A 14,957-nucleotide genomic window follows, 5' to 3' on the forward strand; every position below is an offset into this window, starting at 1 on the left:
GATATTGTTCCCTTGTCTTTGGGAGGCATGGCGCAGAAACATCAGGTCGTTTCGGATGTTTCTGCCATATGGCGATATCTCCTTGCGAGTGTACGGAAAAATGGCTTAATCGCTGGGGAAAGTGCTTTAGTGTCCTGGCCAGGAAGATGCCGGCCCCACATCTGTTTTCGCTGGCATTCTGGACCTCGGTGCCGGAGGAATCGCTTCCGGAGGCGGTGCGGGCGCAGCTCGCCGCACCGCTCGTGGACCATGCTGCCTCCCTGATCCTGACGCAGCTCGCGACGGTGATGCTCTGCGCCATTGGCGTGGCCAGGATCGATGCGTCCTGGCCGGTGTGGTGCCTCGGTGCCGACCTCGCCGCGATCGTGGCCCGGCTGCTCGTGCTGCGGCGCATGCGGTCGCGCTATGCCGCCGGTGTCCCGCGCGACATCCTGGCGGCCACCCGCGGCTATTTCGCCGTCGGCACCCTGTGGGCCGTGAACAGCGGCGTGTTCGCCTGTTTCTGCATCCTGTACACCAACGACGAGGTGATGCGGCTGCTGGTGACAGTGATGGCCTTCGGCACCGCCGGCGGCACCGCCTCGCGCAATGCCGGGACGCCGCGCTTCGCCCTGCTGCAGCTCGCGGCCTGGCTGTCGCCGGTCGCCATCGCCGCGACCGCGGCCGGCCCGCAATACTGGGGCGTCACCGCGCTGGTGCTGCTCTACGGCATCGCCCTGGGCTTCATCGTCCGGCGGCACTTCCGGCACATCCTCGCCCTGATGTCCGCCGAGCGCGCCAAGGACGAGCTGGCCACCCGCTTCGGCGTCGCGCTCGACAACATGAAGCAGGGGCTCGCGCTGTATGACGCCGAAGGCCGGCTGCAGGTGGTCAACCGCCGCCTGCACGAGATCTTCGCCCTGCCACCGGGCAGCCTGGTCCTGGGCATGACGGAAGCCGAGGTGAACGCCCGCTGTGCCGTGCACGCCCAGGAGCGGGCCGGCGCGGCCGGGCCGGGCTGGGTCGAGGGGCGGCTGGCCACGCATAGCGGCCGCGCGGTCGCGGTCTCGCGCGAAAGCCTCGCCGATGGCGGCTGGGTCATCACCTGCGAGGACATCACCGAGCGCTGCCGCGACGAGGCGCGCATCGCCTACATGGCGCGCCATGACAGCCTCACCGGCCTGCCCAACCGCGCCCTGTTCGCCGAGCGCATGGAGCAGGCGGTGGCGCGGCTCGGGCGCGGCGAGCCCTTCGCCCTGCTGTGCCTCGACCTCGACGGGTTCAAGACGGTCAACGACACGCGCGGCCATGCCACCGGCGACCGGCTGCTCTGCATGGTCGCCGAACGCATCCGCGCCTGCCTGCGCGAGGTCGACACCGTGGCGCGGCTTGGCGGCGACGAATTCGCCATCCTGCTGCCGCGCGCGCAAGGCCTCGCCGAGGTGGAGCCGGTCGCGCAGCGGTTGATCGCGGCGGTCGGCAGCCCCTGTCCCATCGACGGCAAGCCGGCCGCGGTGGGCGTGAGCATCGGCGCCGCCTTCGCCCCCGCCGACGCCAGCAGCCCGGACACGCTGATGCGCCAGGCCGACATGGCGCTCTACCGGGCGAAAGAAAGCGGGCGCGGCTGCCTCCGCCGCTTCGATCCGGAGATGGAGCAGCGGCTGCGGCTGCGACAGAGCCTGGAGGCGGATCTGCGGGGCGCCCTCGCCCGCGGCGAGTTCGAGGTGCATTACCAGCCCATCGTCGACCTGGCCGGCGCGCGCGTCGTCTGCTGCGAGGCGCTGCTGCGCTGGCGTCCCCACGGGCGCGGCCTGGTGCCGCCCGGCAGCTTCATCTCCGTGCTGGAGGAGATCGGTCTGATCGGCCTGGTGGGCGCCTGGGTGCTGCGCACGGCCTGCGCCGATGCCGCGCTCTGGCCCGAGGGCGTGCGGGTCGCCGTCAACGTCTCGTCCGCCCAGTTCGAGGGCGATGCCCTGGTGGGCGTGGTCGAGGCCGCCTTGCGGGAGTCGGGGCTGCCGGCCTGCCGGCTGGACCTGGAAATCACCGAGGCCGTGATCCTGAACGATGACGCGGCGATCTTCGCGACGCTGCACCGGATCAGGAAGATGGGCGTGCGGGTGGCGCTGGATGATTTCGGCACCGGTTATTCCTCGCTGAGCTACCTGCGCCGTTTCCCGCTCGACAAGCTCAAGATCGACCGGTCCTTCGTGAGCGGCCTCGACGGCTCGCACGCCGCCACCTCGATCGTGCAGGCCATCGTCACCCTCGCCCGCAGCCTCGACCTGCGCACCATCGCCGAAGGCGTGGAAACGCAGGACCAGTTGGACCGGCTGTGCCGGCTCGGCTGCGACGAGGTGCAGGGCTATCTCTTCAGCGCCCCGCGCCCGAACGCGGAGCTGCCCGCGATGCTGCACCGGATCGACGGGGCGGCGCAGCAGGCGCTGCCGGCCCGCCCCTGATGCCGCCGGTCACGAGGACATGTTTCAGCCGAGCCGCATGGACAGTTCGACCTCCGCGTCGAAGGGGATCGACAGGTAGCCCCCGCCCGGCGCGCGGACGCGGGCCAGGTACTCGGGGCTGTGGTCGGCGTTGTCGGCGACGATGAAGGCGCCCGGCCGGAGATGGCGTTCCACCAGGTCCAGGATGTCGGGATAGAGCGCCTTGGCGCCGTCCAGCAGCACCAGGTCGATGCGATCGGGCAGGCCGGCGGCCAGCGTCTGCAGCGCGTCCCCTTCGCGGATCTCGACAAGGTCGATGAGCCCGCCTTGCGTCAGGTGGTCCCGCGCCCGGGCGATCTTGGAGGGCTCGAATTCGCTGGTGATCAGGTGGCCGCCGCCATTGTCGCGCAGGGCCGCGGCGAGGAACAGCGTCGAGATGCCGAACGAGGTGCCGAACTCGACGATGCGGCGCGCCGCACAGCCCCGCGCCAGCATGTAGAGCAGCATGCCGGTTTCCCGCGACACGGCAAGCGGCACGTCCTTCAGGTGCCCGTAGAAGTCGCGGTACCCGGTCCTGCTGCGCATCATCCGCGCCCGTTCCTCGGCGGAGAGCGCGGCCACGGCCGGGCTTGCCAGCGATGACGTGCGATCGGCCTCGATGAGCAGGCGGTCGAGCAGGGACGCGAGCGGTTCGGTGGTCAGGGTAGTCATGAAAATCTCCTGTCCCGATGGACAATTTCTTGAACGGAGCCAAGAATACGACCAATTCGTCGCATTCCCCTATTCGCATTGCCGCCCACCGATGACCGACCGTCGAAAACCCGCGATTTCCGTCCGCAAGCAGCCCCGGCAGGCCCGCTCGGCCGAGCTGGTCGCGACCATCCTGGAGGCTGCGGTTCGCGTTCTGGCGCAGGAGGGCGCGGGCCGCTTCACCACCGCACGGGTCGCCGAGAAGGCCGGGGTGAGCGTTGGCTCGCTCTACCAGTACTTCCCGAACAAGGCGGCGATCCTGTTCCGGCTGCAGCACGACGAGTGGCGACAGAACACCGACATGCTGCGCGCCATCCTCGAGGACACCAGCCGGCCGCCGCCTGAGCGGCTGCGCCGGCTTGTTCACGCCTTCATCCGATCTGAATGCGAGGAGGCCGCCATGCGCGAGGCGCTCGAAGACGCCGCCCCGCTCTATCGCGATGCGCCCGAGGCGCGGGCGGCGAAGGCATCGGGTGAGCACATCATCCGGACCTTTCTGCGCGAGGCATTGCCCGGGGCCCCGGATGCCACCGTGGCCTCGACGGCCGGGCTGATCAAGGCGACGCTCAGCGCGGTCGGCAGGCAGTTCTCCGGGACGCCCCGGACCCCCGATGAGATCGCGAGCCATGCCGAGGCGATGAGCGACATGTTCTGCGCCTATCTCGAGCGCCTCGACGGCCGGCATCGGGGATCCATGGCGTAGCGCGTGGCCGCTGCCGGACCGGCTGTCCGGTCAGGCGCCGGCGGCAAGGTGCACGAAGCGTCCGAACCGCCCGAACTCGCGCGCGGCCGCGCCGGCGCGGATCGCTGTCGCCAGCCCGTCGGCATCCTCGACCACCAGCCCGGCCAGCAGGTCGAGCCCGTAGGCGTGCAGCCGCGGCGTGAGCGGCGTGGCCGGCCCGACCAGCGCCACCGGCCGGTGGCGGGCCTGGCGCAGCAGGCGCGGCAGGCTGCGGTTGGCCAGGACCGAGGCGTTCAGCACCGCCGCGCCGCAGCCCGGCAGCAGCGTGTCCAGCGCCGCCGGCGGGAACACGCCCGGCCGCGGGTCCGCTTCCACCAGGGCGCAATTGGGCAGGATGCCGTCGACGCCGGGGAAGGCGCCGACCACCACCACCTGTCCGCCGACATTGCGGAACCGTCGCACGCCGTTGCCGGACGCCGCCTGCAGGTCGCGGCGGTTGCAGTGGGCGTTGATGGCCGCCACCGCCAGCGCCATGTCGAGCGGATCCCACGACGCCGACAGGGCGGCGAGGTCGCGCAGGCTCTGGCGGGCGAGCCGCGGCAGGCGGGGCAGCAGGTCGCGTGGATGCCGCGGCAGCCCGGCCAGCCCGACGCCGTCGGGACCTTCCACCATGATCCAGCGTGGGCCGCAGACGATGCGGCGCACCTCCTGCGCGGCGACCCCGAGGGCGAGGTCGCGGTAGAGGTGTTCCGGTCCCCACCAGGCCCACAGCGCCGCTGGCCGCGGCGGCAGCATCGCCCCGTCCTGCCGCGCGTAGCTGTGCCATTTGTGGATGCACTGCCCGGCGATGGAGGTCAGCAGTGGCAGGCTGTGCATGGCGTCGGCGCTCAGCCGGGCATGCAGCGTGTCGGTGGCGTCGAGGCAGGCGGAGAAATGGCTGATCACCAGCAGGTCGGTGGGCTTGCGCATGGTTTCGCGCAGGCAGGCGACGGCATGGCCGCGATCGACCCGGACGGTGTCGCCGCTGGCCAGGTCGAGCCAGGTGATCTCCGGCGCGCAGCCCTGGCCCTTGCTGGCGCAGCCACGGTGGTTGTGCTGCACGGTGCCGGCCACGATGAAGCCACGGGCCCGGATTTCGCTGGCGAAGCCGGCCAGCAGCGTGTCGACCGCCTCGGCCGGATCGTGCACCACCACGCCCGGCCGCACCCAGGGGCGCACCCAGGGGGCCGGGGCCGGCGCGGCGTGCCGGGGCTCGTGGCGGCGCGAGAGGGGGCTGGGCATCGGCTGCGGCACGTCCAACATGCGGTCTCCGTCGGCAGGCATCCCGTCACGGGTTTGCCAGGCCACGGGTTTGCAAGGGATGGGCCAGACCCGGTGGCCGCGCCCGCGGTGCGATCGCGCCGGTGCGGCGCAGGCGAAATGCACGTCGATGTGCGAACGACCCGCTCTTCGTACGTTCGCGAACAGGGGTACTCGGGCCGCTCCCGAAAATTTCGTTCCCGGGCGGCGCGGATTGGGGACTAGGACTGGGCCCGGTCGCACCCCGGCAGGGGGCAGAGCGGGAGAGTCGCCGGATGATGCCATTTTCCGCCGCACGCCTGGTCCTGCTGCTCGGCCCGGCGCTTCTGCTCGCGGCCTGCGCGTCGCAATTCGCCCAGAACCGGCAGGACCTTGCCAGCCGGCTGCAGGTGCAGCTCGCGCCCGACATCGCGGCCGGGCGGGTGGCGCTGCAGCCCTTGCCCGATGGGACGCGGGTCACGCTGGTCGAGCCGTCCTTCTACGAAAACGGGGGCGGCACGCTGAGCGAAAGCGGGCGCAATATCCTCACCAGCGTCATCCAGGCACTGCTTGACCCGGCCCTCATGCGCATCGACGTCACCGCCGCGCCGCCGACCCCGGGGGGGCTGGCGGAGGCGCGGGCCCAGGCGGTGCTGCAGGTGTTCAAGGATGCCAGCCTCGGGCCGAGCCTGCAGCCGGCGCCGGCGCAGCCGGTGCTGCCGCCGGGGGGCATCGGCGCGACGCCGCCGGGGGTGGCGATCGATCTTGGGGTGGTGCGGGGATGATCGCCGCCGGGGGCGGCCGGGATGGGGAGGGGATGGTGACGGTGATCCTGGGCGTCCTGCGGCTGATGCTGCTGCTGTGCGTGACGCCGGGCGTGGCCGAGGCGCGCATCCTGCAACTGCGCGAGTCCTCGCCCGCGGCGGAAGCCGTCGTCGCGGGCGACAACGTCCAGTACGTCGTGCGCTTCGATGGTTTGGTCGACCACGCCGCCTCGCGCCTGGAGATCATCGACGGCAGCGCTGTCGTGCTCTCGCTGGTCCCCGTGCTGGACAGCGAGCCGGACGTGCTCGCTGCCTCGGCGCCCGCCTTGCCGCCGGGGCAGTATCAATTGCGCTGGATCGCAAAGTCCCGTCCCGACGGCGAGGTGTCGAGCGGGCTCATTCCCTTCACCGTCGGGCAGTGATCCGGCCGGGGCGCGTGTCCGTTCCTGGATGGTTGGAATGATGGTCCCGAATATATTGAAGTATTGATTCCAGTTTTGTCGGGGGCTGGCGGAAGCCCGGCGATTTCGGCTTTGCGGATCGCGGCATGGGGCGCCGCAAGTCGCCGACAAGGTGGCGGTCGATCTGGCTGTGGTCGATGGGTAATACTTGCATGAACATATCCTTCGATGGCCGGGGATATGGTCCAGATCCAATCATTCTTGGCAAATCATGCACCACTGCATCCGGCCCTCATAGGGCAAATCCTTACTGGTCATTGTCGATGAATTCCGTCATATGATGGGAATATACCCATTCAAATACAAAGATTTATTTATTTTGATTGATGCGCATTGCCGCAGAACTGATGAATTTCCGGAATCGGTGGGATTGGCCGGTGTGAAGGTCGGAAGAACACAGCCTCGGTCGCGCGGAGAAAACTGGCCGCGGAATGGCGAGCAATCCGGCATGAAGTCATGCAGGATTATTGAAATTGCATTGCAAGCGTTATGGCTAAATGAATTATTTATACGATAAATCCTTATATAACTCGAAATCAATGTAAGTAATGAGTTGGCTTAAAAATCATATCTTTGGCGTTATGCTTTTCAAATCATTCGTGGAAGAAAGCAAATGCCAGATGCATCCATCAAATTTAGTTGATCAATCTGAGGTTGAGATTTATAGATTCAACCATCTTTTGGTTGATCAAAGTTGAGATATTCCATGTCAAAATCAATGACGACGGGAACGGCCAGGCCTTCGACCGATGGGGTGCCCGGTCTTCGGCAGGTATTTTTCGATGGCTTCGACGGAACCTCGCTCGACCGGAGCAAGTGGGCCACCGTCTACGAGAGTCCGCGCCTCTACCAGAACGGCGCTTTCCGCTTTGATCAAAGTGCGCTTTCGGTCGGCAACGGTGTGCTGACCGTCAGTTCGGACAAGCAGGCGAACGGCACCTGGGTGACGGGGGGGATCTCCAGTGCCCCGTGGGTGGGGGCGCCGGCGGGGACCGGCACCGGCATCACCTGTGGCAGGGTGGAGATCCGTGCCAAGGCGAGCATGGAACTGAACGGTGCAGGGCCGGTGCTGCTGCTCTGGCCGACCAACCTCAATCACTGGCCGCCCGAGGTCAACCTGCTGGAGACGCCCAGGAAGGACGGGCTGTTCACGGTGCACTGGCCAGGCCCGAACGGCGAGGACCAGTTCCGCAGCCAGATCTACAAGATCGATTACAGCCAGTGGCACACCTATACGGCGGATTGGACGCCCGACGCGGTCAAGCTTTACGTTGACGGCAGGCTGGTCGCCACCCAGACCGGGCACAGCCCGAAAGAGGCGATGAGCGTCGGCGTCAACGGCAACGTCGCTTCGAAAAGCGAGGTCTGGTATGGCGGTTCGCCCAACGCCAGCGGGGTGCGCCATGTCGACTTCAAGGTCGACTACATCAGCATGGCGCAGTGGACCGGCGGTGCGTTGGCGCCGCCCGGCAGCGCCGCCGCCGCGCCGTCGGGGGGAGGATCCACTTCTGGGGCGCAGACCGTCAACGCCGGCAGTGGCGGCGATGCCCTGGTGCTGAAAGTGTCCGGGCAGGCTTTCCAGGGCGATGCACAGTACACCGTGAAGGTGGACGGCCGGCAGATCGGCGGTACGCTGACCGCCCGGGCATCGCATGCGGCCAGGCAGACCGACACGATCACCCTGCGCGGCGACTGGGCGGCGGGCTCGCACAGGGTGGAGATGACCTTTCTCAACGACGCCTGGGGCGGGTTCTCCGGGGCGGATCGCAATCTCTACCTGGAAGGCGCCAGCTATAACGGCAGGGCGATCCCGGGCGCGGCGCTGACCTTCGGCAAAACCGGAAGCAGGGCCTTCGAATTCACCGATGGTTCGGTCATCACCGCCCCCGCGGCGACGCAGGCCGTACTCAGGGGCAGCTCCGGCGTGGACCTGTTCCGGCTGACCGATGTCGCCGGCAGGCGGATCATCGAGGATTTCGAGGTGGGCCGGGACAAGCTGGTGTTCAGCGGGGTCAACCGGTCCTCGGTGAGGATCGCGGCGGATCACGACGGCACCGATCATGCCTGGGGGCAGCGGGTGAGCTTCGGCACCCATGGCGAGAGCGTGTTCCTGCGCTATGCCTGGGGGCTCGACAGTGCCGACATGACCTTCACCTGATCCCGGCGGGCGGCCCGCCCGCCATCGACCGATCCTGGCGCACCCGAATTCCCACCCGGAATTCGGGCTTTGCTTTTTGGGCACGCGTGAACCGGCCCTGCCCCGGTGTTCCAGCCGGGGCAGGGCGAGGCGAAATCCGATCAATAGTGATTGGCAGGGTGTGGCATTCATTAATGTAACGTGATCAAAATAACAAAATAATGCGCCACCAGATTGAAATGACAATACATCGATAAGCCATACAAATGTGTGCTTGTCTGGATGAATTTCCACCAGATCGCTTCCGATTCGTCTTGCTCAACTAATGGTTGATTTGCTAGTGGGGAGATAACCTCAACGCTCAACACAGTTTGTGGGCTGTCATGACAACATCGGCTACGACGGGGAACATCGTTCCCTCCACCGACAATGCTCCCGGACTGAGGCAGGTCTTTTTCGACGGGTTCGATGGCACGTCGCTCGACCGGGCGAACTGGCCGACCCTGTATGGCGGCGACGGCCTGTCGTCGAACGGGGCGTTCCGTTTCGACCCGGGCAAGCTTTCGGTCGGCAACGGCGTGCTGACGATCAGCGGCGACAAGGGTGGCGACGGAATCTGGAATGTCGGAGGACTCTCGACCGCGCCCTGGGCCGGTGCGGCGGCGGGCACCGGCACCGGCATCACCTATGGACGGGTGGAGATCCGCGCCAAGCTGGGATGGGAACTGAAAGGGGCCGGCGCGGTGTTCCTGCTGTGGCCGACGACGCCGAATGTCTGGCCGCCCGAGGTCGACATCCTGGAAACACCGAACGGCAAGGGGATGTTCACCGTGCACTGGGCCGGGCCGAGCGGCGAGGACAAATACCGCAGCCAGCTCTTCGACCTCGACCTGACGCAATGGCACACCTACACGACCGACTGGACCCCTGATGGGGTCAGGCTCTACATCGACGACACGCTGATCTGCACGGAGACGAATCACGTCCCGTCGCAGGCCATGAGCGTCGGCCTGCAGGGGCATGTCGGTGCCGCCAGCGAGCTCTGGTATGGCGGTTCGCCGAACGCCAGCGGCGTGAAGCACTTTGGCATCGAGGTGGGCTATGTCAGCATGGCGCAGTGGATCGGCGGCACGCTCACGCCTCCCGGCGATCCGATCCCGCCGCCGCCACCGCCGGTGGCGATGACGATCGGCAGCGGCCCGCACATGCTCGTGTTCAAGATTTCCGAGGATGCCTTCCAGGGCGACGCGCAATACACCATCAAGGTGGACGGGCAGCAGGTGGGCGGAACCTTCGCCGCGAAGGCCCTGCACAGCTACGGGCAGTCCGACACCATCATCCTGAAAGGCGACTGGGGCCTCGGCAGCCACAGGGTGGAAATGGCCTTCCTGGAGGATGCCTGGGGCGGCATCGGCACGCTCGACCGTAATCTCTATCTCGACGCGGCCAGCTACGACGGCGTGCGCATCCCGGATTCGACCCTCGCCTTCCGCCGCACCGGCACGCAGAGCCTCGGTTTCACCGATTGGTCGCCGCTCACCATGGGGGCGGGCGAGATCGCCCAGGGCACGGACGGCCTGGACATCTTCCGCTGCAGCGACGTGGCCGGCAGCGGCCTGATCAAGGACTTCCAGATCGGCATCGACAAGCTGGTCTTCAGCGGCGTCGATGCCGCTTCCGTCAGGATCTCCGACGGCCATGGCGGCGCCGACAACGCATGGGGGCAACGCGTCACCTTCGGCACCCACGGCGAGAGTGTCTTCCTGCGCTGGTCATGGGGCGTGACGACGGCAGACATGCGCTTCACCTGATTCCGGTCTTCCCTGCGCGACGCCCCGTCACAGGGGGGCGCCGCGCAAGGCCCGGCGCAGGCGATCCAGTCTTCTGTTCCAGCGCGGGTTCTCGTCGATGATCCGGGCGAAGACCCGGTGCTCGTACTGGGCGATGTCGTGTTGGCGCATGACCTCCTGCCAGTGGCGGCAGCGTTCCTCGTCGCTTTGCAGCTTCAGGATTTCCCGCCCCTTGCCGCGGCGCTGGTGGTCGTGCGGGTTGGTCACCACCACCTTGTCGATGATGGCGGCCTTGCGGTGGGTGGTGATGTCGAGGACCGTGCAGAACCACCAGTCGATGCCCCAGCCGAGCAGCTTGCCGTCATAGATGTCGAGGAACGCGGCGAGCTTGTCGCTGCGGAACACCGGGCAGGTGACCTCGATGAAGTTCACGTGGCGGATGCTGTTGCGCTGGCCGGTCCAGGCGGTGATCTTGTGCGAGACCCTGCCCGCCGGGCTGAAGGCCGGCTGGCAGACCCAGAAATCCTGCTGCGACGCGATCTCGAACAGGCGGTCGATGTCCTGGCTCGACTGCCAGATCAGGTCGTCGTCGGCGACCAGGACGAAGTCGTAGCGGCGCAGCAGTTCCGGATCGGCGCTGTGCAGCTTCTTCAGGTTCTGGAACTTGCTGCCCTTGCTGCGGACGCAGAGGGTGGAGCGGGAGGCGAGCCAGGCGTAGGCGCTGTCGTCCTCGCCGTAGAAGGCGGTGACGAGATCCCAGCGCCGTCCCATCTGGCCGGCCTCCATCCAGGCTGCGACATTGTTGTAGTCGCCGGCGCTGGTGAACACGCACCATCGTGGTCGCCCGGCCACCCGCGGCAGAGGCGCGGTGAGGATGCGGGGCAAAGCAGGGGCGGCTGGCGTCTGGATTTCCTCCTGTCTTGTCGCCGTCTGGTTCCGCTCCATTCCCTGTCGCTCCTTTCGTAACGACACTGCCTGGCGCAATCACCCTTCCTGCCGGGTCAGTCGGCAGGCCGGGCGGCGATGGTGAGGCGTTCCGGTCGCAGGCGCCGCAGCACGGCCCCGGCCAGCCGCGCGACCTCGGTCTCCGGCCCGTCCGGTCGTCCGGCCAGCATCCACAGCCCGGCATGGATGCCGAGATACACCGCCGCGCCGCAGGCGATGGGCGCCAGCAGCTCGATCAGCAGGCCGTGGCCGGACAGGGCCGCGACCATGCGATTATACTGAAGCACGGCGATGGCCATGAGGGCGGCGCTGGCGACCGTGCGGATATTCGCGCGCAGTTGCTCGCGGATCGGTGTTCCGATCAGGCTCCGCACCAGGTGCAGGTTCAGCGCCATGCTGATGCAGCCGCTGGTCAGCCGGGCGACGAGGACACCGGCCAGCCCCAGCGTGGCCATGCCGATGACGATCAGCGGGATGCGCGTGAGGAAGATGACCAGGTCGCGCTGGAACAACTGCTTGGTGGCGCTCATCGCCATGGCGAGTGGCTCGGCGGTGGTGCTGGCCAGGGAATAGCAGGCGAAGGAGGTGGAGAGGACCTGGATGATGGGCACGATCGGCAGCCATTTCTCCCCCATGCCGATCCGCACGAAGGGCTCGGCGATCAGGGCGAAGCCGATGCCGGTCGGCATGGCGACGGCGCAGACCAGCGACTGCGCCGAGCGGTAGGCGGCGCGCAGCCGCGCCGGGTCGCCGGCCACCTGCACGAAGCCCGGGAACAGCGTCAAGGTGATCGGGCGGATCATTTCATTGGTCGGTGTCGCGGCCAGGTTGTCCGCGACGCTGTAGAGTCCGAGCGCACGCTGGCCGAGCCAGCCGCCGACCAGCAGGTGGTCGAACTTCCAGTTGAGCGTGTTCATCAGCCGCGAGAGCGACACCCACGCAGAGAAGGACCACAGTTCCCTGACATGGCTGACGCAGAGGCGCGGCCGGAACGGCACCAGGACGTAGGAGAGGATGAGACCGGCCAGTTGCGAGGCGAGGATGCCGCCGATCAGGGCCCAGTAGCTCTGCCAGGCCCAGGCGAGGCCCAGCGAAACCGAGAAGGAGGCCAGTTTCGAGGCGACGCTGACGGCGAATTCCTGCCAGAACACCAACTGTCGGGTGAACACCACCATCCTGGGGTTGGTGGCGCCGTTCAGCAGGGCGACGAGGCCAAGCGCCAGCATGACGTGGATCAGGCGCGCGTCGCCGTAGATGCCGGCGACCGGCCAGGCGACGGCGACGCAGATCAGGGCGATCAGCCCGCCGCGCGCGAGGCCGAGTGTCCAGGCGGAATGATAATGCCCGGGCTGGGGATCCTTGTGCTGGATAAGGGCCAGGCCAAGCGGCAGTTCGGTGGCGCTGATCAGCAGAACGAACAACGTGTTGGCAATGGCGACGAGGCCGAAATCCTCGGGGACCAGCAGCCGCGCCAGCAGGATCGACCCCAGGATCGACACCGCATTGATCAGGACCCTGGAGGCGCCGAGCCAGATTGCGCCTTTCCCTAGCTTCTCTCTGACGTTTTGCACGCGTCCCTCATGCGCATGTCGACCGGATCACGCCTTCCGGCGCCGCCGGCCGGGTCCGCCGCAAGGCCGGTATCCTATCCTCTCCGTGTTCCATCGCGTTGCGCGTCCGTGGCGCGGTCCCTCAAATGTGTATCTCATTTCGCCATCTGCGTTTTTCCGCCTTGCGATGAAATCCCCCGCCATGCCGTGGCGACGAGTATGACATCCACGTCCGGTTGCCAGCCTGTACCGTTCACACAACATGGTGTGTGAGATCCGCCAGGTGATTGCGTGATCATTTCCCGGCCGGTGCGGCGGTGGCAGGGGGGCTTGCGGGGGCGGGCACGTATTTGCGAACAGCATGATAAAGGATTCGGTCGCATTCTGGTGGTCCATGGGATGTAAGGACTGCGCTGATGCCGATATCAACTGGTGCGGGAACCAGTGGCCCGTCACACAATGCCAATTCTGGCTTTAAGCAGGTCTTCTTTGACGATTTCAGTGGCACATGGCTCCAATGGCCAAACTGGCCAATTATTTATGGTGGCGGGGAACTGTTCCGCAACGGTGCATTCCGATACAATGCCGGTGAGATCTGGGTCGGCGATGGGGTGCTGACCATCAATTTCGACAAGGCCCAGGACGGGACCTGGTACACCGCCGGCATCTCCAGCGCCCCCTGGGCGGGGGGACCCGACAATATCGGCGGCCACATCCTCTATGGCAGGGCCACGATCCGCGCCAAGGTGAGCGAAAAGGTGTACGGGGCCGGGCCCACGCTGCTGCTGTGGCCGACCGACGTCACCCACTGGCCACCCGAGATCAATCTGCTGGAAACGCCGATGAAGAGCGGCCTGTTCACCGTCCATTGGACGGACCCGAACGGCAAGCACGACTTCAAGAGCCAGCTCTATGACGTCGACTACAGCCAGTGGCACACCTACACCGTGGACTGGATGCCCGACTCCGTCAGGCTCTATGTCGATGGCAAGCTGACCGCCACCCAGGAGGGCCACAGCCCGGCCGAGCCGCTGAGCCTCGGCATCATGGGAAACGTCAGTTCCGACAAGGAACTGTGGTACGGCGTGCCGCTGAACTACAGCAGCATCAAGCATCTCGACTTCAAGGTCGACTATGTCAGCCTGGAACAGTGGACCGGCGCTCCGTTCGCCCCGCCGGACGGGACCGCGTCCCTCTCCACCACCAACCAGCCGGCTTCGCTGCAGCTCGGCAGCGGCGCCGACACGCTGGTCCTCAAGGTTGCCGAGAGCGTCTATCAGGCGGATGCGCAGTACACCGTGAAGGTGGACGGCATGCAGGTGGGCGGCACGCTCACGGCCCAGGCCCTGGAGCAGGCGGGCGATGCCGATACCATTACCCTGCACGGCGACTGGGCTGCCGGCCTGCATACGGTGGAGATTGCCTTTCTCGCCGATTCCCACGCCGGTCCACCTGGAACGCCGCGCACCCTGTATGTGGAGCAGGCGACCTACAACGGCGAGAACGTGCCAGGAGCCGCGCTGACCCTTGCCCCGGCTGCAGCCGGGGACTTCACGTTTACGGACCCGCCTGCCGCCGCCGTGACCACGACGGTGCCGCCGGCTTCAACCCCGACCCCGACCCCGACCCCAACCCCAACCCCGGCCGCGGTGCTGGCGCCGGCCGATCCGGCGCCAGCCGTCACGCCAGCGGCAACGCCGGCCGATCCGGCGTCGGCCGTCACGCCAGCGGCAACGCCGGCCGATCCGGCGTCGGCCGTCACGCCAGCGGCAACGCCGGCCGATCCGGCCCCGACCGTCACGCCCGCGGCAACGCCGATCGATCCGGCCCCGGCCGTCACGCCCGCGGCCTCGACCGTGCCGGCAGGCAGCGGTGCGGACACGTTCGATGTGAGCAATGCGCCGGGACAGACCACCATCGCCAATTTCCAGGCCGGCACCGACAAGCTGGTCTTCAGCGGCGTGGACAGTGGCTCGGTCGGCATCAGCCAGAGCCTGGGGGATGGCACCCTGCCCTGGGGGCAACTCGTGACGTTCGGCACCCAGGGCGGAAGCGTCTTCCTGCCGTACTCCACGAGCGTCACCCTGGCGGACATGGCCTTCACCTGAGCCCGGCGACCCGTGTTTGCCTTCGCGGGCGGACCGGCGTCATGCGGGCGCGGCCCGTGGCGACCGGTGCCGCCC

The 14,957-nt window shown here is 67.3% G+C and carries 11 protein-coding genes; 7 read left to right on the plus strand and 4 right to left on the minus strand.

Annotation, left to right across the window (positions count from 1 at the left end; translation table 11 throughout):
- Positions 1 to 146 precede the first annotated feature (146 nt).
- Positions 147 to 2,438 (plus strand): putative bifunctional diguanylate cyclase/phosphodiesterase, encoded by a 2,292-nt coding sequence (locus NBY65_RS15880; RefSeq protein WP_150039255.1) that lies wholly within the window; start codon positions 147 to 149, stop codon positions 2,436 to 2,438.
- Positions 2,439 to 2,462: 24 nt separating this feature from the next.
- Here the strand turns inward: NBY65_RS15880 and NBY65_RS15885 are convergent, their stop codons facing one another.
- Positions 2,463 to 3,128 (minus strand): O-methyltransferase, encoded by a 666-nt coding sequence (locus NBY65_RS15885; protein WP_150039256.1) that lies wholly within the window; start codon positions 3,126 to 3,128, stop codon positions 2,463 to 2,465.
- Between the two features lie 91 nt (positions 3,129 to 3,219).
- On the opposite strand from NBY65_RS15885, the gene NBY65_RS15890 reads away from it, so the two are divergent.
- A complete protein-coding gene (locus NBY65_RS15890; RefSeq protein WP_150039257.1) occupies positions 3,220 to 3,870 on the plus strand; it encodes a TetR family transcriptional regulator in 651 nt (216 codons plus the stop codon).
- Between the two features lie 30 nt (positions 3,871 to 3,900).
- Here NBY65_RS15890 and NBY65_RS15895 read toward each other — a convergent pair whose 3' ends face one another.
- Entirely contained in the window at positions 3,901 to 5,151 is a 1,251-nt protein-coding gene (locus NBY65_RS15895) for a Rossmann-like domain-containing protein (RefSeq protein WP_150039258.1), read from the minus strand.
- Between the two features lie 272 nt (positions 5,152 to 5,423).
- Here NBY65_RS15895 and NBY65_RS15900 point away from each other — a divergent pair, with 272 nt between their 5' ends.
- The 4 genes from NBY65_RS15900 (at position 5,424) to NBY65_RS15915 (ending at position 10,300) form a co-directional block, all read left to right on the plus strand.
- On the plus strand, positions 5,424 to 5,912 hold the full coding sequence (locus NBY65_RS15900) for a hypothetical protein (protein ID WP_150039259.1): 489 nt from the start codon (positions 5,424 to 5,426) through the stop codon (positions 5,910 to 5,912).
- A 32-nt stretch (positions 5,913 to 5,944) separates the two neighbouring features.
- Positions 5,945 to 6,313, plus strand: coding sequence for a copper resistance CopC family protein (locus NBY65_RS15905; protein WP_250265681.1), 369 nt, complete (start codon positions 5,945 to 5,947; stop codon positions 6,311 to 6,313).
- 793 nt (positions 6,314 to 7,106) lie between these two features.
- Positions 7,107 to 8,510 carry a carbohydrate-binding domain-containing protein gene (locus NBY65_RS15910; RefSeq protein ID WP_162530411.1) on the plus strand — a complete coding sequence of 468 codons (1,404 nt, stop codon included), beginning with the start codon at positions 7,107 to 7,109 and terminating at the stop codon, positions 8,508 to 8,510.
- Positions 8,511 to 8,872: 362 nt separating this feature from the next.
- Positions 8,873 to 10,300: a family 16 glycosylhydrolase gene (locus NBY65_RS15915; protein ID WP_150039262.1), complete on the plus strand. Its 1,428-nt coding sequence runs from the start codon at positions 8,873 to 8,875 to the stop codon at positions 10,298 to 10,300.
- A 27-nt stretch (positions 10,301 to 10,327) separates the two neighbouring features.
- Here the strand turns inward: NBY65_RS15915 and NBY65_RS15920 are convergent, their stop codons facing one another.
- Positions 10,328 to 11,224 carry a hypothetical protein gene (locus NBY65_RS15920; protein WP_150039263.1) on the minus strand — a complete coding sequence of 299 codons (897 nt, stop codon included), beginning with the start codon at positions 11,222 to 11,224 and terminating at the stop codon, positions 10,328 to 10,330.
- A 56-nt stretch (positions 11,225 to 11,280) separates the two neighbouring features.
- Entirely contained in the window at positions 11,281 to 12,795 is a 1,515-nt protein-coding gene (locus NBY65_RS15925; protein WP_150039264.1) for a lipopolysaccharide biosynthesis protein, read from the minus strand.
- Between the two features lie 590 nt (positions 12,796 to 13,385).
- On the opposite strand from NBY65_RS15925, the gene NBY65_RS15930 reads away from it, so the two are divergent.
- A complete protein-coding gene (locus tag NBY65_RS15930) occupies positions 13,386 to 14,882 on the plus strand; it encodes a family 16 glycosylhydrolase (protein WP_162530412.1) in 1,497 nt (498 codons plus the stop codon).
- The last annotated feature ends 75 nt before the right edge of the window (positions 14,883 to 14,957 follow it).

It is taken from the genome of Rhodovastum atsumiense (assembly GCF_937425535.1).
Lineage (GTDB): Bacteria > Pseudomonadota > Alphaproteobacteria > Acetobacterales > Acetobacteraceae > Rhodovastum > Rhodovastum atsumiense.